This is a genomic window from Formosa undariae, from assembly GCF_042427615.1.
Lineage (GTDB): Bacteria > Bacteroidota > Bacteroidia > Flavobacteriales > Flavobacteriaceae > Formosa > Formosa undariae.
Genome location: NZ_JBHMEZ010000001.1, coordinates 383,686 through 409,439, shown reverse-complemented (window position 1 = coordinate 409,439; position 25,754 = coordinate 383,686). Strand labels below are relative to the sequence as shown.

The window sequence follows — 25,754 nt, the reverse complement described above, 5'->3', positions numbered from 1 at the left end:
ATATGCGTGTAATTCTACTTTTTAGTATTTTTTTTATTGGGATTTTTGTTCAAGCTCAAGAACAGAATTTCAAAGGGGCTAACGATTTAAAAGTAGGAGTTGTATTAAGTGGTGGTGGTGCCAAAGGTTTGGCGCATATTGGCGTGCTTAAAGTTATCGATAGTTTAGGCATTCGTGTAGATTATGTTGCCGGTACGAGTATGGGAGCTATTGTTGGTTCTTTATATGCTTCTGGATATACTGGGAAAGAAATCGATTCTATCTTTAAAACCATAAACTTCGATAATATTATTATTGATAATGTGCCACGTGAAGCCAAAACGTTTTACGAGCGCGAAAATACCGAACGGTACGCCGTGACCTTGCCTTTCGATAATTTTAAGGTGCGGTTACCAACAGCATTATCACGCGGACAAAACACCTTTAATTTATTGTCTGAACTAACGTTACGCGTTAATAACATAACAGATTTTAGCAAGTTGCCTATTCCGTTTTTTTGTATGGCAACAAATATAGAAACGGGAGAAGCTGTACAGTTAAATAAAGGAAATTTGGCACAATCTGTAATGGCAAGTGGTGCGTTACCAACCTTGTTTCAGCCGGTTATTATAGACGGGAATTCGTATATAGATGGCGGTGTGGTAAATAATTATCCTTTAGACGAAATGCGGGCTAAGGGTGTCGATATTATTATAGGTGTCGATGTGCAAGATGGCTTGTCGAAAAGCACAGATTTACAGTCGGCTACCGAAATATTATATCAGATTCAGAATTATAAAACGCTGAGTGATATGGCTAAAAAAATTGAAGACACCGATATTTACATCACCCCGAATATTGAAAATTTTAATGTTATTTCATTCGACGAAGGTGCTACCATAATTAAAAATGGTGAATTGGCGGCTGTTAGAGAAATAGAACAATTAGAAGACGTTGCCAGTAAGCAATATGTGAAACGTAAGGAACAGCATTATGCCAAGCAATTAGATTCTATTTCTATTAATGATATTGAAATTATAGGAAACGATAGATATACCCGATCTTATATTCAAGGAAAATTAAAATTAAAAAATGATACCCGTGTGAGTTATATCGATTTTTCTAGAGGTGTAAATAACCTTATTGCAACCGATAACTTCGAGAGTTTTACCTACGATTTAATCCCTTCTAAGAATAAAACCGGATACGATTTAATGGCATATGTAAAGGAAAATCCTCGAAAAACGGCACTTAAATTGGCGATACATTACGACGACTTATATAAAAGTGCGGCTTTGGTAAATGTTACAAGAAAGCGGCTTTTTACTAAGAATGATGTCGCTTCTCTAGATTTGATTTTAGGAGATAATTTGCGATATAATTTCGAGTATTATATAGATAAAGGGTTTTACTGGAGTATAGGTGTAAAATCGAGATACAATCAATTTAATAAAAATGTAAGTTCTGTACTGTATTTAGAAAATGCCAGGGATTTAGGACTTAATAAGATCGATGTGGAATTGCAAGATTTTACAAATCAATTTTATGTGCAAACTCAGTTTTTTAATGATATGACCTTGAGTTTAGGGGCGGAACTTAAGGATTTAAAAATTGAATCGGAAACGATTTCAAACAGTCCCGACAACTCTAATCAAGTTTTTGAGGATTCTAATTATTTTAGTTTTTATGGTAAATTAAATTATGATTCTTACGATAATAAATACTTCCCTACAGAGGGTTTCTACTTTAATGGTGATTTTCACTTGTATCTCTATTCTTCTGCATATAACGATAATTTTACCGAATTTTCTATCGCAAAAGCAGATTTAGGCTATGCTTTCAAAATATCTAATAAGCTATCTGCACGCATTACAAATGAGGGTGGATTTAGAATTGGAGAAAACGAGAGTCCATTTCTCGATTTTGCTTTGGGTGGCTATGGAGAGAATTTTATTAATAATATAAAATCGTTTTATGGTTACGATTTGTTGTCCATTTCTGGAGATAGTTTTGTGAAATGTATGTTTAAGGTGGATTACGAATTTGCAAGAAAGCACCATGTTTTTGGTGCTGCTAATTATGCAAATATTGGAGATGGTATTTTTGAATCGATTGATTGGTTGGCTTTACCTGATTATTCCGGATATGCGTTGGGCTATGGTTGGGACACATTTATGGGGCCTATAGAACTTACGTATTCTTATTCTCCAGAAATTAAGACTAGTAATTGGTATTTTAATGTCGGATTTTGGTTTTAACCATTTTTATTCGTCGCAGTGACTAAATAAATATTTTTGAAAAACTCTATTTTTAAAGCTGGTGATTTATGAAGTCGATTTAGAATTTAATGTATGTGAGCAAGTAAAAAGTACAATGTTTTAGCTTAAATTTAAAAACTAATTTCAATTAGAGTTATTTTTAACTTTGATTGAGTTTTATTCTTTTAATACATTTGGAATAGATATTGTTATGTCATGTAAATAATATCTATTAGGGTTAAAGGATTATTGTCACAATTCAAATTAAAGTATGAAATATTCAATTGTTATTTTCTTGTTTGCTATCACTTTGGGAGTAAAAGTATCTGCTCAAAAAGAGAGTGCTTTTCAGGAAGGAGAGTGGTTTAAATTTGACATGAATTATAGCGGATTTCTAAAAGCGGGCGAAGCGACTTTAGAAGTTAAAAGCAAGGTTTATGAAGGGAAACCTGTATTTCATGTTGTAGGAAAAGGATGGACTACTGGAGCTATAAAGTGGTTTTTTAAGGTTGACGATCGCTATGAGACGTACATAGATAAATCGACTTATGCGCCATATAAATTTGTTAGAAAAATTGATGAAGGCGGACATACCAAAAACATTGAAATAGAATTTGATCACGATAATAACAAAGCGTTAGTTCATAATAAAAAGAATAAGACTAAAAAAGAAATGGATATCACTGCAGATGTTCAGGATATGGTCTCGACGTATTATTATTTTAGAAACGAAATTGACGTAGATAATCTGAAAGCCGGAGATGAATTAAAAGTAAATATGTTTTTTGATGAAGAAAACTATGTCTTTAAATTGAAATACTTAGGAGTAGAAAATATAGATACCGATTTTGGTAAAATGGCAGCTTTAAAATTTAGACCATATGTAATGGCTGGTCGTGTCTTTAAAGAAGAAGAAAGTTTAACCCTTTGGGTGTCTAACGATAAAAATAGAATGCCATTAAAGATTCAGGCCGATCTAGCTGTAGGTTCCTTAAGAGCTGATTTGTCTGCGTTTAAAGGCTTAAAATATCCGCTTAAAATAATCGTAAAATAGTTAAAGGGGCTTAATAGAACGGAAATTTAATTTTTTTGATGAGACCTCAAGAGATGGTAATTCGGTGTTTATATCGAAAATCGATTTGGAAAATTTATAAAAAGGTTATAATTAAGATATTTATTAACAGTTTTAGGACGGTCTAAGTACAGTGAATTTATTAAATTAGCGGCATTCTAAAATTAGCTTAATCTTTACACAATATTTAACAGTTGTCTACGCTAGTAAAAGAATATCACATGTAAATAGGTTTTGTGTCAAGCTGTTAAACTTGATTTTTTTTTTTTGATGCACGCCAATACAAATCATAATAGCAAAAAAGCAAATATTTTTCCGGATTTATGGATCAAACAAGAATGAGCAGATTGGGTCAAAGGTGTATATTCCTTTTGGTTGTCACACTAGGTTTAGTAAGTTGTAAGAATGAACCCCAAAAACAAATTAATGACGATTTAGCAGTAGTAGAAAAAGCACCTCTTGTTTCTGATATTTACGAATTTGGATTTAATTTAAACGAGTATATTGTAAAAAGAGATACGGTTAAAGCTGGAGATAGTTTTGGTAAAATTTTAGAGAGTAATAATGTTGGCTTTTCTAAAATTTACGAGATTGCAGAAACAGCAAGAGATAGTTTCGATATTAGAAAAATTCAGATCGGAAAACCATATACACTGCTTTGCTCTAAAGATTCCTTAGAAACACCTAGAAGTTTTATTTATCAGCCTAATAAGGAAGAATATGTTGTGGTTAATTTTCATGATAGTATTCATGCTTTTACAAGTAGGAAACCTATAAAGTATGTTGAAAAAGAGTATTCAGGTGTTATAAATAGTAATATTTCGCAAACACTAGCCGACGATGGTTTAAGTCTTATCTTGGCCTATAAAATGTCCGATATTTATGCTTGGACAATCGATTTTACAAGACTTCAAAAAGGAGATCGTTTTAAAGTGATTTATACCGATAAGTATATAGACGACACTATTTATGCTGGAATAGATAAAATAAAAGCGGCATATTTTCAGCACAATACAGAGCCATTTTATGCTTTCGAATTTGAAACAGATCCTGTAAATGGGATCACAGATTTCTATAATGAGCAAGCGAAAACATTACGCCGTGCATTCTTAAAAGCACCGGTAGAATATAAGCGTATTTCATCGCGGTTTAACTTAAATAGACGAATTGCTTTATACGGTAACAGAGTGCGCCCGCATAAAGGAACCGATTTTGCAGCTAATATCGGTACGCCTATTGTTGCAACAGCAAGCGGACGTGTTTCAAAATCTAGTTATACTGGTGGAAATGGGAATTATGTAAAAATTCGTCACAATAAGGTTTACGAAACGCAATATCTTCATATGCAAAAGCGTAAAGTTAAAGAAGGCGACTACGTAAAACAAGGCGATGTAATTGGTTGGGTTGGAATGACAGGAAATACGTCTGGACCACATGTGTGTTACCGTTTTTGGAAAAATGGAGTTCAAGTCGATCCATTTAAACAAAAATTACCCGCTGCAGAACCGATCTCAGAGAACCTAAAAGTTAAATATTTGGAGTATATTAAACCAATAAAAGTACAAATAGATGCTGTGCCTTTTAAAGGCGCCCCAGAGCATAAACCAGAACAAAATTTAATAACACAAGGATATTAATCATGGCATTACCAACTATCAACCCAACAACCACGGAAGCATGGAAAAATCTTCAAAACCATTTTGAAGATATTAAAAACACCCATATGAAAGATTTATTTGCAAACGATCCTAATCGTGCAGATAAAAACACCATAATTTGGGAAGATTTTTATGTGGATTTTTCAAAAAACAGAATTACTGAAGACACAATGAAGTATTTACTTCAGTTGGCAGATGAGGTGAAGTTGAAGGATGCAATGCAAAGCTATTTCTCTGGAGATGTTATTAATGAAACTGAAGGACGAGAAGTTTTACACACGGCTTTAAGAGCTCCGAAATCGGCTAAAGTTTTAGTTGATGGCGAAGATGTAATGCCAGAAATATATAAAGTAAAGGCAGAAATAGAAGCGTTTACTAATAAAGTGGTTAATGGTGAACTAAAAGGATTTACAGGTAAAGCCTTTACCGATATTGTAAATATTGGAATTGGAGGTTCGGATCTTGGTCCTGCAATGGTTGTAGAGTCTCTACAGTATTATAAAAATCACTTAACTACACATTTTGTTAGTAATGTAGATGGCGATCATGTAAACGAAGTGATTAAAGTTTTAGACCCTGAAACAACCTTGTTTGTCGTGGTATCTAAAACATTTACAACGCAAGAAACATTGTCTAATGCAAATACCTTACGTACTTGGTTTTTAGAACACGCTAATCAGGAGGCTGTTGCTAGTCATTTTGTGGCTGTATCTACAAATATTGAAAAAGTAAAAGAATTTGGAATCGATGAAGCTAATATTTTTCCGATGTGGAATTGGGTTGGTGGTCGTTTTTCGCTTTGGAGTGCAGTAGGCTTAACTGTTAGCTTAGCGGTTGGTTATAAAAACTTTGAAAGTTTATTAGAAGGTGCTCACGATATGGACGAGCATTTTAGAACAACAGATTTCGATAAAAATATTCCTGTGGTACTTGCGCTATTAAGTGTATGGTATAATAATTTCTTTGGGGCAGAAAGTGAAGCTGTAATTGGTTATAGCCAATATTTAACACAGTTTGCTACTTATCTTCAGCAGGGAATTATGGAAAGTAATGGTAAAAGTATAGATCGAAATGGCGATCGTGTAAATTACCAAACAGGAACTATAATTTGGGGAGAACCAGGAACAAATTCTCAACATGCCTTTTTTCAATTAATCCACCAAGGAACAAAATTGATACCTGCCGATTTTATTGGCTATGTAGAATCGTTACATGGGAATGCAGATCATCAAGATAAATTAATGTCTAATTTCTTAGCCCAAACAGAAGCTCTTCTTAATGGGAAGACAAAGGAAACCGTTTTATCAGAAATGGCGACTCAAAACTTATCTGAAGCCGAAAAATCAAAATTACTCCCTTTTAAGGTTTTTGAAGGTAATAAACCAACAAATACCCTTTTCATAAAGAAACTTACACCTGCTAGTTTAGGTAAATTAATCGCTATGTACGAGCATAAAATTTTCGTTCAAGGGGTAATATGGAACATTTTTAGCTACGATCAGTGGGGTGTAGAGCTAGGAAAACAACTTGCAAGTAAAATTTTAAAAGAATTTGACGGTACCGAAAATTACGAACATGACAATTCCACTCTTAATCTTTTAAACTTTTATAAAAAAGGACGTCAATAACCTATAAAGACGTAAAAAATACTCTAAAAGTTCTTCTTTTTTGTTATTAGGTGCATTATCAGTATATTGCCGAATGTTAAAAATCTTAACATTTACGTAATAGTAGAATAATAATTAGCACTACTTTTGCAATCGTAAAATTAATTTCAAATAACAAAAATGAAGAACATTACAAAAAACTTATTTTTTGCAATAATCATGGTGTGTAGCACTGTGTCTTTTGCGCAAAGTATTGTTACAGGAACTACTGTAGATCCTGAATCCAACATGCCTTTACCGGGAGTAAACGTTGTGGAGAAAGGAACAACTAATGGTGTTTCTAGTGATTTTGACGGAAATTTTTCAATTAAGACTAAAGCTACAAATGCTGTAATTGTTGTGTCTTACATTGGATATTTATCTAAAGAAATTCCTGTAAAAGGAAACGTAGATTTAGGTAAAATTGTTTTAGAGTCTAGCGAATTTGGTTTAGATGAGGTTCAAATTATTGCATCAGTTGCGGTAGACAGAAAAACGCCCGTTGCTGTTTCTACTATTAGAGCTGAAGAAATTGAATTAAAATTAGGAACTCAGGAATTTCCTGAAATCTTAAAATCAACTCCAGGTGTTTACGCAACTAAAGCCGGTGGTGGTTTTGGTGATGGTAAAATTAACTTAAGAGGTTTTGAAGATGACAACGTTGCTGTTTTAATTAACGGTGTCCCTGTAAACGACATGGAAAATGGTAATGTTTACTGGAGTAACTGGGCTGGACTTGGAGATGTTACTAGCTCTATGCAAGTACAACGTGGTTTAGGTGCTTCTAAGGTGGCTGTACCTTCTATTGGAGGAACAATCAACATTATTACAAAAACTACAGATGTTGAAACAGGAGGTTCTATTGGAACTTCTATCGCTAATGATGGTTACTTAAAGTACGGTGCTTCATACTCTACAGGATTAATGGATAACGGATTTGCCGCTACTGTTTCTGCTTACAAAATAGATGGTGATGGTTACGTAGATGGTACAGAATTTAGTGCTTTATCTTACTTTGTAAATGTATCAAAGAAATTAGGTGAAGATCATAAATTATCTTTTAGTGCTTTTGGAGCAACGCAACGTCACGGTCAGAGACAAAACAGTCAGACTATCGAGACTTACAGAGCAACAAACGAAGGTGGAAAACGCTTTAATGCTGACTGGGGTTACAAAAATGGTCAAATAACTCACCAAGAAGATAACTTCTATAACAAACCACAAATTTCTTTAAACTGGTATTGGAATATCTCTGATCAGTCAACTTTATCTACAGCAGTATACGCATCTATCGGATCTGGTGGTGGAGGTGGTTACGCCGGAGTTAACAAATTTAGTTTAGGAGAAAATGGTATTTCTGATTACAGAATTGGAGCTTATGGTCCAACAGATTTCGATAAAATTGTAGACGAAAACCAAGCTTTAGGAGCTTACGGTTCTGAAACTGTTTTAAGAGCTTCCCGTAACGACCACGAATGGTATGGCGTATTATCTACTTTAGATCATAAAATTGGAGATAATTTAGTGTTAACTGGTGGTTTAGACTTAAGAACATACAAAGGTATTCACTATACCGAATTAACAGATTTATTAGGAGGTCGCTATTTCGCAGATGATTCAAACGCAAACGATCCTAATGCAACCTACCAAGTCGGAGATACATATTCTTACCATAATGAAGGGTTAGTTAACTGGGTTGGTCTTTTCGGTCAGTTAGAGTACTCTAAAGATGATCTTTCTGCATTTGTTGCAGTAGCAGGATCTAACACAGGTTATAAGCGTATAGATTATTTTAACTATTTAGATAGTGATCCTAATCAATCAACAGATTGGTATAACTTTTTAGGATATAGTGCTAAAGGGGGGGCAAACTACAACTTAACAGGAAACCATAACGTATTTGCTAATATTGGTTACTTTGAAAAAGCTGGAGGTTTCGATGCTACTTTCATAGGATTTGATAACGAAAACATAAACGCTGATGCCGAAAACCAAAAGATTTTCAGTATGGAATTAGGTTACGGTTTCAGATCTCAAAAGTTTTCTGCTAACGTAAACTTATACAGAACAACTTGGAACGATAGAACAGAAACTTATGGTTACCAACAACCAGATGAAACATACGCTACTGCAAACATCTTAGGCGTAAATGCAATCCACCAAGGTTTAGAATTCGATTTCGTATACCGTGCAACAGACAAGTTAAAACTTACAGGTATGGCATCTTTCGGAGATTGGAAATGGGATAATAACGTAGAAGGTGTAGAAATTTATGATGAAGATCAAGAACTTATTACAACTGTAGATTTATTTATCGAAGGTTTACATGTAGGAGGTTCTGCTCAAACTACTATGGCACTTGGTTTAGACTATGAGTTTATGGCAAAAACTAGAGTAATGATAGATTATAATTATTTCGATAATTTATATTCAGAATACGATCCAAGTTCTAGAGGTGTCGATGGAACTCCTGAAGCATGGGAAGTACCAGCTTACGGATTATTCGATGTAGGTTTAGTTCATAATTTAGATTTCGGACCATTTGATGTACGTTTAGTAGGTAGAATGAATAATGTGTTCAATACAGAGTATGTAGCTAACGCGTTTGATGGAACAGGTTCTGTTGCAAATACAGCTCGTGTATTTTACGGATTTGGTAGAACGTTTAGTGTTGGAGCCCAATTTAACTTTTAAAGAAAAATTAAAATGAAAAAATTATTATATTTATTAGTAGTTGTAGGGGCAATCTTCACGAGTTGCAACCCTTTGGAAGATATTAATGATAACATAGATAGTGTTGATAAACCAATTGTTGGGGTTGATGACTATACACTAACAGACGATGATTACGAAGACCTAGAGTTAGGATTTGGTAGCTTCGACTCTGAAGACCAAGCAAAAGAATTAATTCCTGGATTTTTATCAGATGCGTTTCCTTACTGGGGAAATGGATCAGCTGTATTCGTAACATACAACCTGTATAAATCAAACAGTATCAAGTCTGAGACAGCCTACACTGTAACAGATGAAGATTATGCTACTTTAGGATTTAGTTTCGGAAACTTTGATAGCCCTGGAGATATGACAGAATTACTTATGTATATGTATCCAGATGCAACACGAGGTGCTATGGTAGACTTAACATACAAGTATTATTCAGGAGGTTCAACTTCAGAAGTAACAAACAATTTTATTCTTTTAGATTCATGGGAATTTGTTCGTGAATTTACTACTGAAGAATATAATGCTATGGAACAATCTTATCCTAACTTCTCAAGTGAGGATGTAGCAGAATTTAATATCTCTGTTTACTTAAAAACATTATATCCATATGCTAAGGCAGACGATCGTTTAGTAACAATATATGAACTATACGTGAGTGGTGCAGATAATGAAATGAATATTGTTCCTTTCGTATTTGACGGTACAGATTGGAATGCTATACCATCTGTTATCGAAAGTTCGTTACAATTCGGAAACGATAATGGAACATGGGTACCAGATAATACAATTAGATATACTTTAGCTGCTGCAGATTACGAGTATATTTCTGAACAATTAATAAACGAGCCTGGATTTGAAGGTCCTGCAGATAGTATGGGGTATTTCAAGAACTTAGATAGAAGAGAGGGTAATGCTAACTTCTGGAGTGACAATACTTTTGATGCTACTGGTACTAATATTCCAGAAGACATGATTGGAAGAGGTATGGCTATCTTATTAGAAAATATTGCTCCATCTGCAGAAGAAGGTCAAAAATATATTTTAACATACGACATATACAATGGTACAAATACCACTGAAAATGCGGCTATGATTAAAACAGACGGTGCTTGGGTTAGACAATAATTTTTAGCATTAAATTAAATATAAAACCATGTAGAAATACATGGTTTTTTTATGCCGTTAAATTGCTTACATTTGCCTTTAATAAAATAAAAAATCATCATCATGTATAATGTAATTAGAGATTTACATTCCTATTGGGCCTTTTTAGTACTTGCTGTATTAATTATGGCAACAGTAAATAGTATTATTAAGTTCGTTGGTAAAAAAGAATATGGGCCTAAAGATTTTAGACTGGCTTTATTTACTATAATAGTCTCTCACATTCAATTATTAGTAGGAATTATACTATACGTGGTTTCCCCAAGAATGGCTTTGTTTAGCGAACTGGGAATGGGAGGAATTATGAAAGATTCTATAAGCAGATTGTATTTAATAGAACACCCAATAATTAATATTATAGCACTTGTATTTATTACAATGGGGTATTCTAAACATAAAGCGAAATTATCGTCTAATGCAAAATTTAAAACCATTTCAATATTTTATTCTATCGGTTTAGTCCTTTTACTATCCAGAATACCATGGAGTATGTGGTTAGGATTATAAATTATAAAGCGACTTTTAGTCGCTTTTTTTATGCCTAGAATTTTCTCTAATCACATAAATATATACAGGGAAATGATCGCTATAGCCATTAGTGAAACCTTCGTAACCAAAACTTCTATACGGATAGCCTTTATAAGTACCTGTTTTAGTAATTAAATATTGCGCGTTAAATATGCCTGCCTTGTAATAGCGATACGAACTAAAGTCTGTTTCTAAAAGGGGCTTGGTTATTAAAATCTGATCGAAGAGACTCCATTTGTCACGATAAGCAGTTGTGCCAAATCCATCGCTATACAGTTGCTCCATGGGGTTGTAAATGCTTTTTAATCCTACTTTATTTCTCTTTTTTTGAGTCTTTAGTACTTTTTTAAAACTTGAATTGGTTGGGTCGTCATTAAAATCGCCCATACTAATTATTTTAGCGTATGGATCTAAGCTTTGTAAAGAGTCTATGATGTGTTTATTTAAGGTGGCCGCAGCCATACGTTTTGGGTTGCTTTTAGTTTCGCCACCGCGTCTAGAAGGCCAATGATTCACAATAATATGAATTAAATCACCTTCCAAAATACCACTTACCACCAATTGATCTCGGGTATAAATTGGCGTGCCTTTAACTTCGTCTTTTAAGTGAAGCGCATAATTTGAAGTTGCCGTTGGTGTAAATAATTTTTTCCGATAGATTAACCCGACATCAATGCCTCTGCGATCTGGAGAGTCGAAATGCACAATGCCATAGTCGTACTTTAAAAGTAGCCTATCGTTAATAATATCTTCTAGAACAGAGCGGTTTTCAATTTCCGAAACTCCTAAAATAACGGGAGCATTTCCCGTCACTTCAAGTCCAATTTCCGAGATCACGCGAGACATGTTTTTAATCTTCATAGCGTACACATCAGAACGGTTTTCTGCCAACTCCATAATCGGACTACTTTCATCAAAAATAGTAGGATCGTCTTCAATATCGAATAGGTTTTCAAGGTTATAAAACCCAATGGTATGAATTGAAAACTCTCTGTCTTGGCACCAAATTATTGGAGTGTTAATTAGGCATATTATCCATAAAATATACTTTAACATGTTCATTTTGAATTAAATATATAATCTAAATATAGTATTTTTTAAATAAAAATTATTAATTTAAGGATCCCTAAGTGTTTGATAGTTAGAAAGTAATGTGTTTAAATTTTATTTCAATGAAGAAAACTATTCTAGCCCTCTTTAGTCTCTTTGCCATATTTCAATCCGTTTTATCACAAAATCAAGACGTTTCTGGGAGTGTAAAAGACGTGGCGTCTTTTCAGCCATTGCAAGAAGTTATTATTCAAATTGAAAGCACAAATCTGAGTACAGAAACGAATGCTTCTGGACTATTTAAATTAAAAAATAATACTGTTTTTGGGGAGTATATATTGCATGTTTCTAAACCTGGTTACGTTAGTAAACGTTATCCTATAATTATATACGAGGGTGTTCCATTACATATAGACGATTTGTTTTTACAGATCGATGTTACTTCCAATCAAGAGGTATATACCATTCTGTTAACCGATGATGAATTAAATGAGGATAGTAGTGCTGCCGATAATATTTCTGGATTATTACAAGCCTCTCAAGATGTGTTTCAGCGTACTGCAGCATTCGAATTTAGTGGTTCCTTCTTTAAAATTCGAGGATTAGATTCAAGCGAGGGTAAACTTTTAATTAACGGAGTAGAAATGAATTCTATGTTTAATGGTAGAATGCAATGGAGCAATTGGGGTGGGATAAATGATGTGCTTCGTAATCAGGAATTCGGATTTGGATTAGCACCTTCTACCTTAAATTTTGGTGGTGTATTAGGGACTACAAATATTAGTACGCGCGCTTCTAAATATAGAGAAGGTGGCCGATTAACGTATACGTCTTCAAATCGGAGTTATGCGAATCGTTTAATGGCAAGTTATGCTTCTGGCTTAGTTAAGAATGGGTGGGCGTATGCGCTCTCTATTGGTAGACGTTGGGGGAATGAAGGTTTTCAAGATGCTACCTTTTACGATGCAAATTCTTTCTTTATATCGGTAGAAAAGAAATTAAATAACAAGCATGCTCTGAATTTTACAGGAATTTATACGCCAAACAAACGTGGGAAATCATCGCCAAATACCCAAGAGGTTTTCGATTTACGGGATACTAAATACAATGAGTATTGGGGATTTCAAGACGGAGAGAAACGAAATTCGAGGGTTAAAGATGTCGCACAACCCATTTTTATGTTAAGTCATTATTGGGATGTAAATACGGAGACCGAGCTTCAAACACACTTGAGTTATACATTCGGGAAGCAAGGACATAGCCGATTAGATTATCCCGGTGGCGGAAACCCGAGTCCTGCATATTATCAGAAATTACCGAGTTATTATTTAGCAAAATCTGAACCCGATTATACAAATGCCTATCTCACCGAACGCGAATTTATAAGTAATGGACAAATAGATTGGAATGCCATGTACGATGCTAATATAACCAATGCAAATCAGGGATTAGAGGCTGCCTTTGTGCAATACGAAGATCGTACAGATGATAATCAGTTCACTTTAAATTCTATTATAAATTCAGAATTGAACGATCATGTTTTATTGAGTGGGGCGCTTAATTATTCGCAATTAACTTCTAATAATTTTGCCGAAATTAATGATTTACTCGGTGCTTCAGGCTACTTGAATGTTGATACTTTTGATGGTTGGCAATACGATTTCCAAAACCCTAATGCAATAGTGGGTGAAGACGGGAAAATAAAATATAATTACAAAATGCATGCGAATGTGATCTCTGCGTTTGCGCAAGCTCAATTTAAATATAAGACCATCGATTATTTTGTAGCACTTAATGTAAATCATACCAATTATCAGCGTGAGGGTTTATTTCAGAATGAGGCTTTTAAGGATAATTCATTAGGGAAAAGTGAAGCGCTTAACTTTCTTGGTTTCGGAGTTAAAGGTGGATTGACTTATAAATTTACCGCCAAACATGTAATAGATTTTCATGGCGCATATTTAACAAAAGCACCAAATATTCAAAGTTCGTTTTCAAATCCTCGGGAAAATAATAATGTAGTTAAGGATATTTCTGAAGAACACGTTCTTGCTTTCGATGCGAGCTATATTTACAGGTCTCGAATTATTACGTCTAAGTTAACTGGGTTTTATATTGATAAAAGCGGAAGTAACGAAATTGGATTTTATTATGCCGACGGATTAACATCTGCAGGAATCGAGTTTAATGAAACGTCTGCCTTCGTACAAGAAGTGCTTTACGATGTAAATACACTCCATTTTGGATTAGAATTAGGAATTGAAGCCAAGCTAACATCCTCTTTTAAATTAAAAGCAGTGGCGTCAACCGGTCAATATACTTATAATAATAACCCTAACTTATATTTAACATCTGCCAGTTTTGTGACCCAAGATGGCTCCATCGATTTTGGAGAATCTAATCTTAAAAATTATAAAGTAGCAGGAGGACCGCAATCTGCTTTTTCATTCGGGTTTGAATATAGCGATCCGGAATATTGGTGGTTCGGGGCTACAGCAAATTATTTAATGAATACGTATGTAGATGTTAGTCCGCTTACAAGAACATCAAATTTTTATTTAGACGACGATGGTTTACCGTTTAATGATTACGATGAAAACGTGGCTAAACAGCTTCTAAAACAAGAACGATTTAACGATTACTTGGTTGTAAACTTAATAGGAGGAAAGTCATGGAAACTTGGTCAGTATTACCTTGGCTTATTTGTAAGCATTAATAATGTATTAGATAATCTCTATAAAACAGGAGGGTTCGAACAAGGACGTAATGCGAATTATAGAGAGTTGAAAGAAGATAACGAAAACCCTATTCGTGTGTTTGGTCCAAAATATTGGTACGGACGTGGAGCAACGTATTTCGCGAATGTGAATATAAGATTTTAGACGAATTTTAAATTTTTGAAAGATGAAAAGGATAATAAATGTAAATCGGATTTTAAATGTGCTGTTTTTAATGCTGCTGCTGTCTTGCGTTCAAGATGATGATTTTTCGGTACCCTCAGATTTAAATGAAGATGAAAATAAAAGCTTGAATCAAATTCTTGAAGGTTTAAAAGATGGCGCGCTTAACGAAATATCAATAGCATCTCTAAATCAGCAGTTTGTTGCAGGCGAAGTTGTTCAATTTGCGTCGCATAGTGTGGTAAAGGGTTATGTAACATCGTCAGATAAAACAGGGAATTTCTATAAAGAAATCTATATTCAAGATAGTCCTAGTAACCCAACGATGGCGATAAGCATTGTTTTAAATCAGGTAGATTCTTATAATCAATTCAACCTCGGACGAGAAGTGTATATTTTATTACAGGATTTATATTTAGGAGAAACGGCTTCAGAAGTCTTCGCTATTGGAGGTGAAGAAGATGGAAGTCGCGTGGGGCTACTCACGGAAAATCAAATTAAAACACATCTGTTTCGTTCTACAGAAACGGTCGAAATTATTCCTCTAGAATTGAATTTTTCAGATATAAACGAAAACTACGTCGGCATGTTTGTCGCTATTAATAATGTAGAATTCCCTGAGAGTCTAGAAGGACAGTCGTATTTTAATGCTGTAGATGATTTTGATACACAAAGAAAAATGCAACGTTGTGAAGGTTTTAGTTACGAGGAGTTTAGTCTAGAAACAAGTTCTTTTTCAACATTTAAAAATGAAATACTCCCCACCCAAAATGGTACTATAAAGGGTGTGATTTCTAAAAGTTATGGAGGCGACGATTTTGTGCTGGTTTTAAACGATACTAAAGATGTTGTTTTTAATAATCCACGTTGTATACCTTTAAATGCAGACGATTTTACTATAATCTTCGAAGAGACTTTTAATGATGCCATAGATGAAGACATATTAGATACCGAAGGTTGGATTAATTTTGCCGAACGTGGTCAGGTCTTATGGACCGAACAAATTTACAGTAAAAATGGTTATGCAGAATTCGGGACTTTTGGAGCAACAGATACTCAGAATGTGGCTTGGTTAGTATCTCCGGCTATAAATATGGATGCGTATGATAATGAATTTCTAAACTTCAAAATGGGACAGCATCATATAACATCGGTACGGAATACCATTGAAGTTTTAGCTTCTACAGATTTTAATGGATCGGATGTGCTTAATGCTACTTGGACCGAAATAGACGCAAAAGTGCCCACTAAATATGACGAATGGTATGCCTTTAAAGATTCTGGTCTTATTGATATATCTCAATTTTCAGGGATATTATATTTTGCATTTAAAGTCACCGGTTCTGGAACCAATGAAGCTTTAGATGGCTCATATCAATTAGACGATTTTAGAGTGTTAACGGAGAAATAATTTAGATACTTTCTGGAACAGTGCGTAATAATAAATACACCGGAAAATGGTCGCTATAACCTCCTTTGTATGTTTTTCCAGCATAGGTTCTAAACGGTTGCCCTTTAAAGCGTCCTTTATATTGTTTCATGAAATCGGGGTCAAAAATATTTGCACTTTTAAAATTATGTGTTCCTGATCTGTGGTCTAGAAAATTATGAGTTAACATAAACTGATCGAATACGTCCCATTTAAATCTGTAATTTACAGTGCCTCTATCGAAAGATTTAAGCTGTTCCATTGGGTTAAAAAGTGAATTATTGTTCACTAAAGCTTGAACACTTTCACTTGCTGAATTATCGTTAAAATCGCCCATAACAATAATCTTTGCTTCTGGATTGTCTATTTTCAGACTTTCAATAATTTCAGTGGCTTTATTAGACACTTCCATACGTTTTGGCTCATTCGATTCTTCATGTTTAGACGGCCAATGATTTACTAAAAAATGTATCTGTTCGCCATCAAATATTCCGGACACGCGTAAAATATCTCGCGTATAATCTACTTGTCCATTTTCTTCGATTAAAACTATAGAATAGGGAGCAGAATCAGTTACAGTAAAGCGTGTTTTGTCGTATAATAAAGCAACGTCAATACCGCGTTCGTCAGGAGAATCGTAATGTACAAAAGCATAAGGAATATCTTTTAAATGCTCAGAATCTAAAAGATCCTGAATCACTTTTGCATTTTCAACTTCAGCAACGCCTACAATGGCAGGGTGTGTTCCTGTTTCTGTTTTTCCAATACTAGAAATTGCTAATCCTAATTTAAATAATTTGTTTTCGTATCTTTTTAAGGTCCAACGTTTTTCAGAAGTCGATAAAAAATCAGTATCGAATGTGTTCGGATCGTTGGTGATGTCGAATAAATTTTCTAAATTAAAAAAGGCAATGGTTTTCATGTAATCAAGTTAATTTCTATCGCAAGGTAAGACTTCAAAAGGTAAATAGGAATCTTAAAAATATAAAAATTATTCAGCCTACAATTATGTAACTTTGTGCTTTAAATCAATTTATGCTAGAAAAAAAGGATATAAACTTAGAACGTGCGGTTTTAATAGGTGTTGTCACTAAAGAGCAAGACGAAGAAAAATCTAAAGAGTATTTAGACGAATTGGAGTTTTTAACTTTTACCGCTGGAGGTGAGGTGATAAAACGATTCACTCAGAAAATGGAAAGGCCAAATCCTAAGACCTTTATAGGGACAGGAAAAATGGCCGATGTACAACAGTTTATTGAGGATAATGATATCGGTACTGCTATTTTTGATGATGAATTGTCGTCTGCTCAAGAACGAAATATAAGTAAAATTTTAAATTGTAAAGTCTTAGACCGGACCAATTTAATCTTAGATATTTTTGCGCAACGTGCACAAACCAGTTATGCGAGAACGCAAGTGGAATTGGCACAATGCGAATATTTATTACCACGATTAAGAGGAATGTGGACACACCTTGAACGCCAAAAAGGGGGGATTGGAATGCGTGGACCTGGGGAAACCGAAATTGAAACAGATAGACGTATTGTTCGAGAGCGTATTGCATTATTAAAGGAAAAAATAAAAACGATAGACAAGCAGATGTCTGTGCAACGCGGTAATCGTGGTGCTATGGTTCGTGTGGCTTTGGTAGGGTATACCAATGTTGGGAAATCGACTTTAATGAATGTAATAAGTAAAAGTGAAGTGTTTGCCGAAAACAAATTATTCGCAACTCTAGACACAACGGTTAGAAAAGTAGTTGTTCATAATTTACCATTTTTATTAAGTGATACGGTTGGGTTTATTAGAAAGTTACCGACTCAATTGGTGGATTCTTTTAAGAGTACTTTAGATGAGGTTCGTGAAGCTGATTTATTGTTACATATTGTAGATATTTCTCATCCTAATTTTGAAGATCATATCGCTTCAGTAGAAAAAATATTGGGAGAAATTGAAGGAGGAGATAAACCTGTTATTATGGTGTTCAATAAAATTGATGCATACGAGGCAGAGCCCTTTGATGAAACCGATTTGCAAGAAGTGCGCACAACATCCAATTATTCATTAGAGGAATGGAAACGCACTTGGATGAATAAATTAGGTGATAATGCCTTATTTATTTCAGCATTGAACAAAGAAAATTTAGAAGATTTTAAAAAACGGGTATATGATGAAGTTCGAGAGATTCATATCACGCGTTTCCCTTACAATCACTTTTTATATCCTGATTATGATGATCTCGATTTAAGTGAAGAAGAATAAATAAAAATGCGCTACTAGCGCATTTTTTTATGCCAATTTTTAACCTCATTTATATATCTAAAATATAAAGTTTTAAACCCACGAAAGAAAGTGGCCAAATTTATTTCTAGAAAGAAAATGGTAATAGTTTCAAGTTAAGCTGGTTTTATATTAATATTGGTAAAAGCTAAATTTCTGAATACAGTTTGTGTATTATTTACATGTTTTTTAAACAAAATTCTCACTATGCTTTTTAATATTATATGTGAAAAAAAGTAATACTTTCATTTTTATATTTAATTTTTCAGCTAATATTTTAAAGGCACGTGTCATGTGTCCTTCTATTGTTTTTGTGGAGATATTAAGATATTCAGCGATTTCAGTATGAGTAAGCCCTTCTTTTTTATTCATCAAAAAAATTTCTTTACATTTTGAAGGCAAATTTTCAATTTCTACATTCATTAATTTAATTAAATCATCCATCTCTTTGTCTTCTATTTTTGAGACTAAATCTACAGCTTCAAAATATTTTTCATCTAAATATCTAAGAGACTTATTTTTTCGACATTGATCAATAAATTCATTATATGCAGACTTATATAAGTAGCTTTTTATTGATAATTCCGGATTAATTTTCTTCCTGTTAGTCCAAATTTTTACGAATACGTTTTGAATAATATCTTCAGCTTTATAATGGTCGTGGCATAAAGACTGGGCATAGTTACATAAACTCTGATAATATAAATCCATAAGTAAATCATGAGCTTTTGAATCTCCTGAAATTAATCTTTGGGCTAATACAGAGTCTCTTTGGCTGTCCATAAATTACAAATAAAAGGTTTTTAGTAAATATCTAAAAATAACCTTAAGAAACAGGATGTAATATTTGTTTTTTGGCAAATAATATAAAATATATATAAAAAAATAGAGGGGTGTTTGTGTTTTGAACGTATTGGGAGTATAAGTGCAAGAAAATCTAATGAACGATATAGAAAAAATAATTGTAAAGTATATAAATCAAGAGGCAAATTATTCGGAGTTACAAATACTAGAAAAATTTCTTAGGAATAAGAATGGCATACGGATTTTTAATCAGTTTGTTAAAACACAATATATAAGTACCCTATTCATGGTAGAATATGATATTAATAAAGCTAAGACATCTATTAAGTCTAAGTTAAAGAAAGGAGAGCGGCTAAAGAGGTTAAGGTTATATAGAGGAATGGCTATTGCAGCTTCTGTGATACTTATGTTTGGTACAGCATTTTATTTTGTGTCTTCCGGATACCAAGATAATATTAACAAAGTTGGAAAAGAGAATCATTTAATTATAAGTGGAACCGATAAAGCTATTCTTACTCTTGAAAATGGAGACGAAGTAGTTCTTGAAAAAGGGGAGCAGTTTCAAAAAGATAAGGTTCGCAGTAATGGGGAAGCGTTAGTTTATGATAAAAAGCAGAATGAAGTTGTAAGTCAACAACAGTATAATTATTTAACCATTCCCAGAGGTGGTCAGTTTTTTGTTAAACTATCAGATGGTACAGAAATTTGGTTGAATTCAGAAACTAAATTGAAATATCCAACAGCGTTTATGGAAGGTATTTCTCGGGAAGTAGAACTGATATATGGTGAAGCATACTTTAAAGTTTTACCGAGTACAGAACACAAAGGATCTGGTTTTCATGTGATTTCTAAGTATCAAGAAATTAATGTATTAGGTACTGAATTTAATGTTAGAGCCTATAATAATGACGATGTCATAGCTACAACTTTGGTAGAAGGAGCTATCAAAATTCAAAAGGAAAATATTACTGAAACACTAAAGCCAAATCAACAAGCAATAATTAGCTCTAAAAGTGAAAAAATATTGGTCAACGAAATTGATGTGTCACAAGAAATATCATGGGTAAATGGTTTGTTTTCTTTTAATGAAAAGCCATTGGAAGAAATAATGGAGGTTTTATCAAGATGGTATAATACTGAGGTTGTTTTTGAAAACTCTAAACAAAAGAAATTTGTGTTTACAGGAATATTAGAAAAAACGGAATCAGTAGATGGAATTCTTAGGCTTATTGAAGCTACTAGTGAGAACCAGTTGGAATTTGAAATTAATGGGAATATAATTATTATTAAATAAAAAAGGAAAAGGCTAGGACCTTCCACAGCAATAGCCTTTTTCCAAGTAGATTAATTAAAACAATGTTTAACTAAAATCAGTACAAATTTATGAAAATTAAATTACTCAATCGAGCACCTTGTCAATTTGGCAAAAGGCTATTACACAATCTTATGAAATCTATTATTTTTCTTTTTTGTTCTATATCATTTGCGATTAATCCTATAAATGGTGATGCTCAAAATGCAAAAATCATAATTGATACAGATATGACCTTGACAGTAAGACAAACGTTTCGGTTAATCAATAAACAAACCGATTATAAATTTATATATCGGCATGATCTTATAAAAATGGCACCAGCTATTGACCTTAAGAAAGGAACTATTAAGGCTGGAGATTTATTGAATAAATGTCTGTCTCCAATTAGTTTTACTTATAACTTCACAGATAAGGGAACTATTGTAGTAAAGAAAAAAGCAACAGACCCTTTGGTAATTAGTCCAATTAAGGTGTTAGATAAGAAGGTGCAATTCCAGGTAAACGGTTCTGTAAAAGATAAACTAGGTATTCCTTTGCTAGGAGCTAACATTCTAGAAAAGGGCACAACCAATGGAGTAACTGCAGATTTTGATGGTAATTTTTCCATTTCAGTTAAAGATGAAAATGCAGTTTTACTCTTTACCTTTGTTGGTTTTGCAAATAAAGAGGTGCCTGTTAATGGACAGAATAACCTGGAGGTTATACTAGAAGAATCAGCAGATGAATTAGATGAAGTTGTTGTAATAGGTTATGGTACAGTAAAAAAGAGTGATTTAACTGGAGCCGTTAGTTCTATAAAGGGGGAAGATTTAGCAACAGATTCGCAAGCATCTATCGACGAAATTATTCAAGGAAGAATTGCAGGTGTTCAAGTTACTCAAACTAGTGCAGAGCCAGGTGGAGCTTTTTCAATTAGAATAAGAGGAACTAATTCAATTACTGCAGGTAATGAACCTTTATATGTAATTGATGGACTACCAGGAGCAAACCCAGGAAATTCTTTAAATCCTGCAGATGTAAAATCAATCGAAGTTTTAAAAGATGCTTCTGCAACGGCAATATATGGTGCTAGAGGGTCAAATGGAGTAGTCCTTATTACTACTAAGCAAGGGCAAAAAGATTCGGATTTAGAAATAAATTATAATTTGACAACTGGAATTCAGACTGCAGCTAAAACTCTTGATTTAATGAACACGCAGGAATATATGTCTTTTTACAATGATCTTAGTCTAGATCGTGGGGATGTTGCTCCATTTAGTCAAGCAGATATGGATGCTATAGGCTCTGGTACGGATTGGCAAGATGAAATTTTACGTAATGCTCTTATGCAGGAGCATCGTCTTTCTTTTTCAGGAGGATCAAAGGACACACAATATTATTTATCGCTTAATTATTTCGATCAAGATGGTATTGTGATAGATTCTGGTTTTGAAAGATTTACTGGAAGAGTAAATTTAACTCATTCTATAGGAGAAAAATTAACCGTAGGTATCAACTTTAGTAATAGTTTATTAAAAGAAGACCAAATACCTTCTGGTACAGGTACAAGTAGGGATGCTGGCGTAATTGCGTCTGCACTTCAATTGCCTCCAACTATGCCTGTACGTGATGATAATGGTAATTATGCTTTTAGTCTACAGGATTTAAGTAATTCGGTTGCCCAGGCTAAAACTATCGATCAGTCAACAAAAAGCACTCGCTTGTACGGTAATACGTTTATTAATTATCAAATAACCAAAGATTTCAAATCAAGAATTAATTTAGGTTATGATCATATGATTTCTGAAGGGAATGAGGTTCTTAATTTAGAAACACAACGTGGACTTTTGTTTGAAGGAAGAGCAACTAGAAATTTTATTGAAAATAATAGTTATCTCTTTGAATTTATTAATGAGTATAGTAAAAGCTTTAGCGATAAACATAAAATTAATGCTCTTATAGGTTACTCGTATCAACAATTTCAAAACTCAGGTTTTAGTGCGGCAGCTCAAGATTTCCCAAGCTCTTCTTTTGGCTCTAATAATCTTGGTGCTGGAGATACTAGTCAGTATAATGTTTCATCGTATAGAAATGAGAATACGATAATATCTGGATTTGGAAGGGTAAATTATAATTTTGATGATAGATACTTACTTACTGGATCATTTAGGGCAGATGGTTCCTCTAGATTTGGGGATAATAACAAAGTTGCTTATTTCCCTTCTGCCGCTGTTGGTTGGAATATTTCAAATGAATCATTTTATTCAGAGGAGAGCGCTGTTTCAAATTTGAAACTAAGAGCTAGTTATGGACTAAGTGGAAATCAGGAAATTAGTAACGCTAGGTCTTTAGTTCTATTGGGGAGTGGACCAATTGCCGTTTTGAATGGTAATGAGGTCCAATCTATCGCTCCTATTCAATTGGCAAATCCAAACCTTAAATGGGAAACAACCGAATCTGTTAATTTTGGATTAGATTTTGGAGTGCTAAAAGGACGCATAACAGGTTCAATGGAATACTTTCAAAATAAAACAAGAGATTTATTGCTTGAATTACCAGTGCCTACTACAACAGGTTTTTCTAGTTCTCTTCAAAATGTTGGAGACACTAAAAATAGTGGTTTTGAGTTCAATATTTCCTCTAATAATTTTATAGGAGAGTTTTCATGGAAAACAGATTTTAATTTTGCTACATTAAAAAATGAGGTTTTGAACTTAGGAGAATTACCTAGAATCTTACAAGGAGGAACAAGGTTTATGCAGGAGTTCACTTTATTAGAGGTGGGGAAGCCTATCAATACTTATTATGGATATGTCTTTGAAGGGGTGTTTCAATCAGAAGAAGAGGTTAACACTAGCGCTAGTCAAGCGAATGCGGCTCCAGGTAGTCGAAAATTTAAGGATGTAAATGGTGATGGAAAAATTGACGAGGAGGACAGAACCGTTTTAGGAGATCCATTTCCTGATTTCACCTTTGGACTTAACAATAGCGTTAGTTACAAAGGATTTGCTTTAGATATTTTTGTAGAAGGAAAATTAGGGTTAGAATTGGCAAACTTTACAAATATTGATTCGGAAAACCCGATAGATAATCTACGAAACAGACAGCGTTATGTTTTGGATAGGTGGACGCCAGAAAATCCCTCTAATAATACACCTTCTTTTGTTAATCCATCTCCAACATTCGATTTTAATAGTAGGATAGTAGAGGATGCATCATTTGTGCAAATCAAGAATATTAAATTAGGGTATTCATTCCCGAATTTAAAAAAGAAGAATATCTCTTCATTGCTTGTTTATGTGTCAGGTCAAAATGTAGCAATGTTTACAGACTACAAGGGGTATAATCCAAATGTAAGTGCATTAGGAGCTTCCAATATTAGAATAGATTATAACGCATACCCACTTGCAAGTATATATTCATTAGGAATTAATATAAAATTTTAAAACATGAGAAAAGTAAATATATATATTACCCTTTTCGTAATTGCCTTTTTATTACTTCCTTTTACAGGATGTGAAAATGCATTAGAGGAAAAAACCTTTACAACGTTAAGTCCTAACGATTTTTTGACGAATGAAGAAGATGTTGAAGTTCTTTTAAATTCTGTTTATGGCGTATTGAGATATAGTGATATAACTCGGGATGCTATTACTCTTAATGAGGTAAATACCGATATTCATATCGAGCGTAATGGTGGTATCTTTGCTGCCAACGAGCTTATGGAAGAGTTTATTTGGACTTCATCCCATAGCTATTTACAAGCATGGTGGGAACTTCGTTATAAAACTATATATAATGCGAATGTCGTGTTAGATAATGTTCCTGATGTTGATATGGATGAAGATAGAAAAGAAGAAGTTTTGGCAGAAGCCAGATTTTTGAGAGCCTTTTCTTATTACTTATTGTACGATCTTTTTGGGCCAGTGCCTCTTATTGTTTCTAGTGAAACAGCTGTTACTGATCGTCCTGCACGTGCTTCGAAAGAGGAAATGATTTCATTTATAGAAAATGAGTTAATATTTGCAAGCGAAATTCTTCCAGTTGAACCTCCTAGAAATGAGTATGGAAGACCTACAAAAGGAGCGGCTCTTGGAATTTTGGCTAAATTTTATATGATGACCAAAAAATGGAATAATGCTGCAGATACATCTTTAGAGGTTATGGGACTTGGTAAATATGACCTATTTACAAGTGGAAATAGAACAGCATTATTTAGTCCTGAAAATCAGAGAGATAATGAATTTATTTTTGTGGCTAACATGTCTGACACTCCAAACGATAATACAGGTAGCGGTTGGTTAAGTCATGTTGTTCCTTCCGGTTATCAATGGCAATATCCACCAAGAGCGATTTTTGCAGCTGAATTTAAGTTGAGAACCGAGTTTCTTAATCTTTTTGAAGCTGATGACGAACGCTTGGATGCAATTCTATTTGAATATGTCAATGCTAATGGAGATACTATTGAATTAGGTGAAGATGATGCGCGTAGTTTAAAATTTCCGGAATATCCTAATCAAGATATTAGTAGAGATTCTGGTGATTTTCCATTTTTAAGATATGCTGATATTCTATTATCAAGATCTGAGGCGCTAAATGAGCTTAACGGATTAAACCAAGAGTCTGTAGATTTATTAAATATGATAAGAGATGCAGCCGGAGTTAGTATATTTAATGTTGCTGATTTTTCAGGAAAGGATGCTTTTAGAGATTTTATTTTAGATGAAAGAGGGAGAGAATTTCATACTGAAGCCTTAAGAAGACAAGATCTGATTAGACATGGTAAATTTATAGAAACAGCAATAGGAAGAGGGAAGTCTGCCGAAGATTTTCGTGTTCTATTTCCTATTCCACAAACAGAAATTGAGCGTAATACAAGTCTAATTCAAAATGAAGGGTATTCTCAATAATAAATTAAAATTTCACTATTTATGAGATTAATCTAAATCTTATCTTAGATAATTAATT

General features: G+C 33.7%; 16 protein-coding genes. 13 read left to right on the top strand and 3 right to left on the bottom strand.

From position 1 onward, the window contains the following. Window positions 1-2 precede the first annotated feature (2 nt). The 7 genes from ACFFVB_RS01805 (at window position 3) to ACFFVB_RS01775 (ending at window position 11,008) form a co-directional block, all read left to right on the top strand. Complete coding sequence (locus ACFFVB_RS01805; protein WP_382380563.1) at window positions 3-2,237, top strand: patatin-like phospholipase family protein; 2,235 nt, start codon at window positions 3-5, stop codon at window positions 2,235-2,237. 271 nt (window positions 2,238-2,508) lie between these two features. Continuing rightward, window positions 2,509-3,291: a DUF3108 domain-containing protein gene (locus ACFFVB_RS01800; RefSeq protein ID WP_382380561.1), complete on the top strand. Its 783-nt coding sequence runs from the start codon at window positions 2,509-2,511 to the stop codon at window positions 3,289-3,291. A gap of 341 nt (window positions 3,292-3,632) precedes the next feature. Further along, a complete protein-coding gene (locus tag ACFFVB_RS01795) occupies window positions 3,633-4,946 on the top strand; it encodes a M23 family metallopeptidase (RefSeq protein WP_382380559.1) in 1,314 nt (437 codons plus the stop codon). A gap of 2 nt (window positions 4,947-4,948) precedes the next feature. Further along, window positions 4,949-6,595, top strand: coding sequence for a glucose-6-phosphate isomerase (gene pgi, locus ACFFVB_RS01790; protein ID WP_382380557.1), 1,647 nt, complete (start codon window positions 4,949-4,951; stop codon window positions 6,593-6,595). A 159-nt stretch (window positions 6,596-6,754) separates the two neighbouring features. Next, window positions 6,755-9,307, top strand: a complete 2,553-nt coding sequence (locus ACFFVB_RS01785) for a TonB-dependent receptor (protein ID WP_382380555.1) — start codon at window positions 6,755-6,757, stop codon at window positions 9,305-9,307. 12 nt (window positions 9,308-9,319) lie between these two features. Further along, window positions 9,320-10,462: a hypothetical protein gene (locus tag ACFFVB_RS01780; protein WP_382380553.1), complete on the top strand. Its 1,143-nt coding sequence runs from the start codon at window positions 9,320-9,322 to the stop codon at window positions 10,460-10,462. A 102-nt stretch (window positions 10,463-10,564) separates the two neighbouring features. Next, window positions 10,565-11,008, top strand: a complete 444-nt coding sequence (locus ACFFVB_RS01775; RefSeq protein WP_382380551.1) for a hypothetical protein — start codon at window positions 10,565-10,567, stop codon at window positions 11,006-11,008. A 15-nt stretch (window positions 11,009-11,023) separates the two neighbouring features. Here ACFFVB_RS01775 and ACFFVB_RS01770 read toward each other — a convergent pair whose 3' ends face one another. Beyond that, a complete protein-coding gene (locus ACFFVB_RS01770; RefSeq protein WP_382380550.1) occupies window positions 11,024-12,085 on the bottom strand; it encodes an endonuclease/exonuclease/phosphatase family protein in 1,062 nt (353 codons plus the stop codon). A 116-nt stretch (window positions 12,086-12,201) separates the two neighbouring features. Here ACFFVB_RS01770 and ACFFVB_RS01765 point away from each other — a divergent pair, with 116 nt between their 5' ends. Further along, window positions 12,202-14,961 (top strand): carboxypeptidase-like regulatory domain-containing protein, encoded by a 2,760-nt coding sequence (locus tag ACFFVB_RS01765; RefSeq protein ID WP_382380548.1) that lies wholly within the window; start codon window positions 12,202-12,204, stop codon window positions 14,959-14,961. A 22-nt stretch (window positions 14,962-14,983) separates the two neighbouring features. Next, entirely contained in the window at window positions 14,984-16,390 is a 1,407-nt protein-coding gene (locus ACFFVB_RS01760) for a DUF5689 domain-containing protein (protein WP_382380546.1), read from the top strand. Window position 16,391: 1 nt separating this feature from the next. Here the strand turns inward: ACFFVB_RS01760 and ACFFVB_RS01755 are convergent, their stop codons facing one another. After that, window positions 16,392-17,330, bottom strand: coding sequence for an endonuclease/exonuclease/phosphatase family protein (locus ACFFVB_RS01755; protein ID WP_382380544.1), 939 nt, complete (start codon window positions 17,328-17,330; stop codon window positions 16,392-16,394). A 113-nt stretch (window positions 17,331-17,443) separates the two neighbouring features. Between ACFFVB_RS01755 and hflX the strand changes: the two genes are divergently transcribed. Beyond that, complete coding sequence (hflX, locus tag ACFFVB_RS01750; RefSeq protein WP_382380542.1) at window positions 17,444-18,670, top strand: GTPase HflX; 1,227 nt, start codon at window positions 17,444-17,446, stop codon at window positions 18,668-18,670. A 207-nt stretch (window positions 18,671-18,877) separates the two neighbouring features. Here hflX and ACFFVB_RS01745 read toward each other — a convergent pair whose 3' ends face one another. Continuing rightward, the gene (locus ACFFVB_RS01745; RefSeq protein WP_382380540.1) at window positions 18,878-19,471 is read right to left on the bottom strand and encodes an RNA polymerase sigma factor; all 594 of its coding nucleotides are present in this window, start codon (window positions 19,469-19,471) and stop codon (window positions 18,878-18,880) included. Window positions 19,472-19,628: 157 nt separating this feature from the next. Here ACFFVB_RS01745 and ACFFVB_RS01740 point away from each other — a divergent pair, with 157 nt between their 5' ends. The 3 genes from ACFFVB_RS01740 (at window position 19,629) to ACFFVB_RS01730 (ending at window position 25,696) form a co-directional block, all read left to right on the top strand. Beyond that, entirely contained in the window at window positions 19,629-20,786 is a 1,158-nt protein-coding gene (locus tag ACFFVB_RS01740; RefSeq protein ID WP_382380538.1) for a FecR family protein, read from the top strand. A 152-nt stretch (window positions 20,787-20,938) separates the two neighbouring features. Then, window positions 20,939-24,232 (top strand): SusC/RagA family TonB-linked outer membrane protein, encoded by a 3,294-nt coding sequence (locus ACFFVB_RS01735; RefSeq protein WP_382380536.1) that lies wholly within the window; start codon window positions 20,939-20,941, stop codon window positions 24,230-24,232. A 3-nt stretch (window positions 24,233-24,235) separates the two neighbouring features. After that, window positions 24,236-25,696: a RagB/SusD family nutrient uptake outer membrane protein gene (locus ACFFVB_RS01730; protein WP_382380534.1), complete on the top strand. Its 1,461-nt coding sequence runs from the start codon at window positions 24,236-24,238 to the stop codon at window positions 25,694-25,696. Window positions 25,697-25,754: the final 58 nt, after the last annotated feature.

Bases quoted from the DNA above. Each gene is read 5' to 3' on its own strand.
- ACFFVB_RS01765 (WP_382380548.1), top strand. From the start codon at position 12,202: ATGAAGAAAACTATTCTAGCCCTCTTTAGTCTCTTTGCCATATTTCAA.
- ACFFVB_RS01785 (WP_382380555.1), top strand. From the start codon at position 6,755: ATGAAGAACATTACAAAAAACTTATTTTTTGCAATAATCATGGTGTGT.
- ACFFVB_RS01795 (WP_382380559.1), top strand. From the start codon at position 3,633: ATGGATCAAACAAGAATGAGCAGATTGGGTCAAAGGTGTATATTCCTT.
- ACFFVB_RS01760 (WP_382380546.1), top strand. From the start codon at position 14,984: ATGAAAAGGATAATAAATGTAAATCGGATTTTAAATGTGCTGTTTTTA.
- ACFFVB_RS01745 (WP_382380540.1), bottom strand. From the start codon at position 19,471: ATGGACAGCCAAAGAGACTCTGTATTAGCCCAAAGATTAATTTCAGGA.
- pgi (WP_382380557.1), top strand. From the start codon at position 4,949: ATGGCATTACCAACTATCAACCCAACAACCACGGAAGCATGGAAAAAT.
- ACFFVB_RS01730 (WP_382380534.1), top strand. From the start codon at position 24,236: ATGAGAAAAGTAAATATATATATTACCCTTTTCGTAATTGCCTTTTTA.
- ACFFVB_RS01780 (WP_382380553.1), top strand. From the start codon at position 9,320: ATGAAAAAATTATTATATTTATTAGTAGTTGTAGGGGCAATCTTCACG.
- ACFFVB_RS01770 (WP_382380550.1), bottom strand. From the start codon at position 12,085: ATGTTAAAGTATATTTTATGGATAATATGCCTAATTAACACTCCAATA.
- ACFFVB_RS01735 (WP_382380536.1), top strand. From the start codon at position 20,939: ATGAAATCTATTATTTTTCTTTTTTGTTCTATATCATTTGCGATTAAT.
- ACFFVB_RS01800 (WP_382380561.1), top strand. From the start codon at position 2,509: ATGAAATATTCAATTGTTATTTTCTTGTTTGCTATCACTTTGGGAGTA.
- ACFFVB_RS01805 (WP_382380563.1), top strand. From the start codon at position 3: ATGCGTGTAATTCTACTTTTTAGTATTTTTTTTATTGGGATTTTTGTT.
- hflX (WP_382380542.1), top strand. From the start codon at position 17,444: ATGCTAGAAAAAAAGGATATAAACTTAGAACGTGCGGTTTTAATAGGT.
- ACFFVB_RS01775 (WP_382380551.1), top strand. From the start codon at position 10,565: ATGTATAATGTAATTAGAGATTTACATTCCTATTGGGCCTTTTTAGTA.
- ACFFVB_RS01740 (WP_382380538.1), top strand. From the start codon at position 19,629: ATGAACGATATAGAAAAAATAATTGTAAAGTATATAAATCAAGAGGCA.
- ACFFVB_RS01755 (WP_382380544.1), bottom strand. From the start codon at position 17,330: ATGAAAACCATTGCCTTTTTTAATTTAGAAAATTTATTCGACATCACC.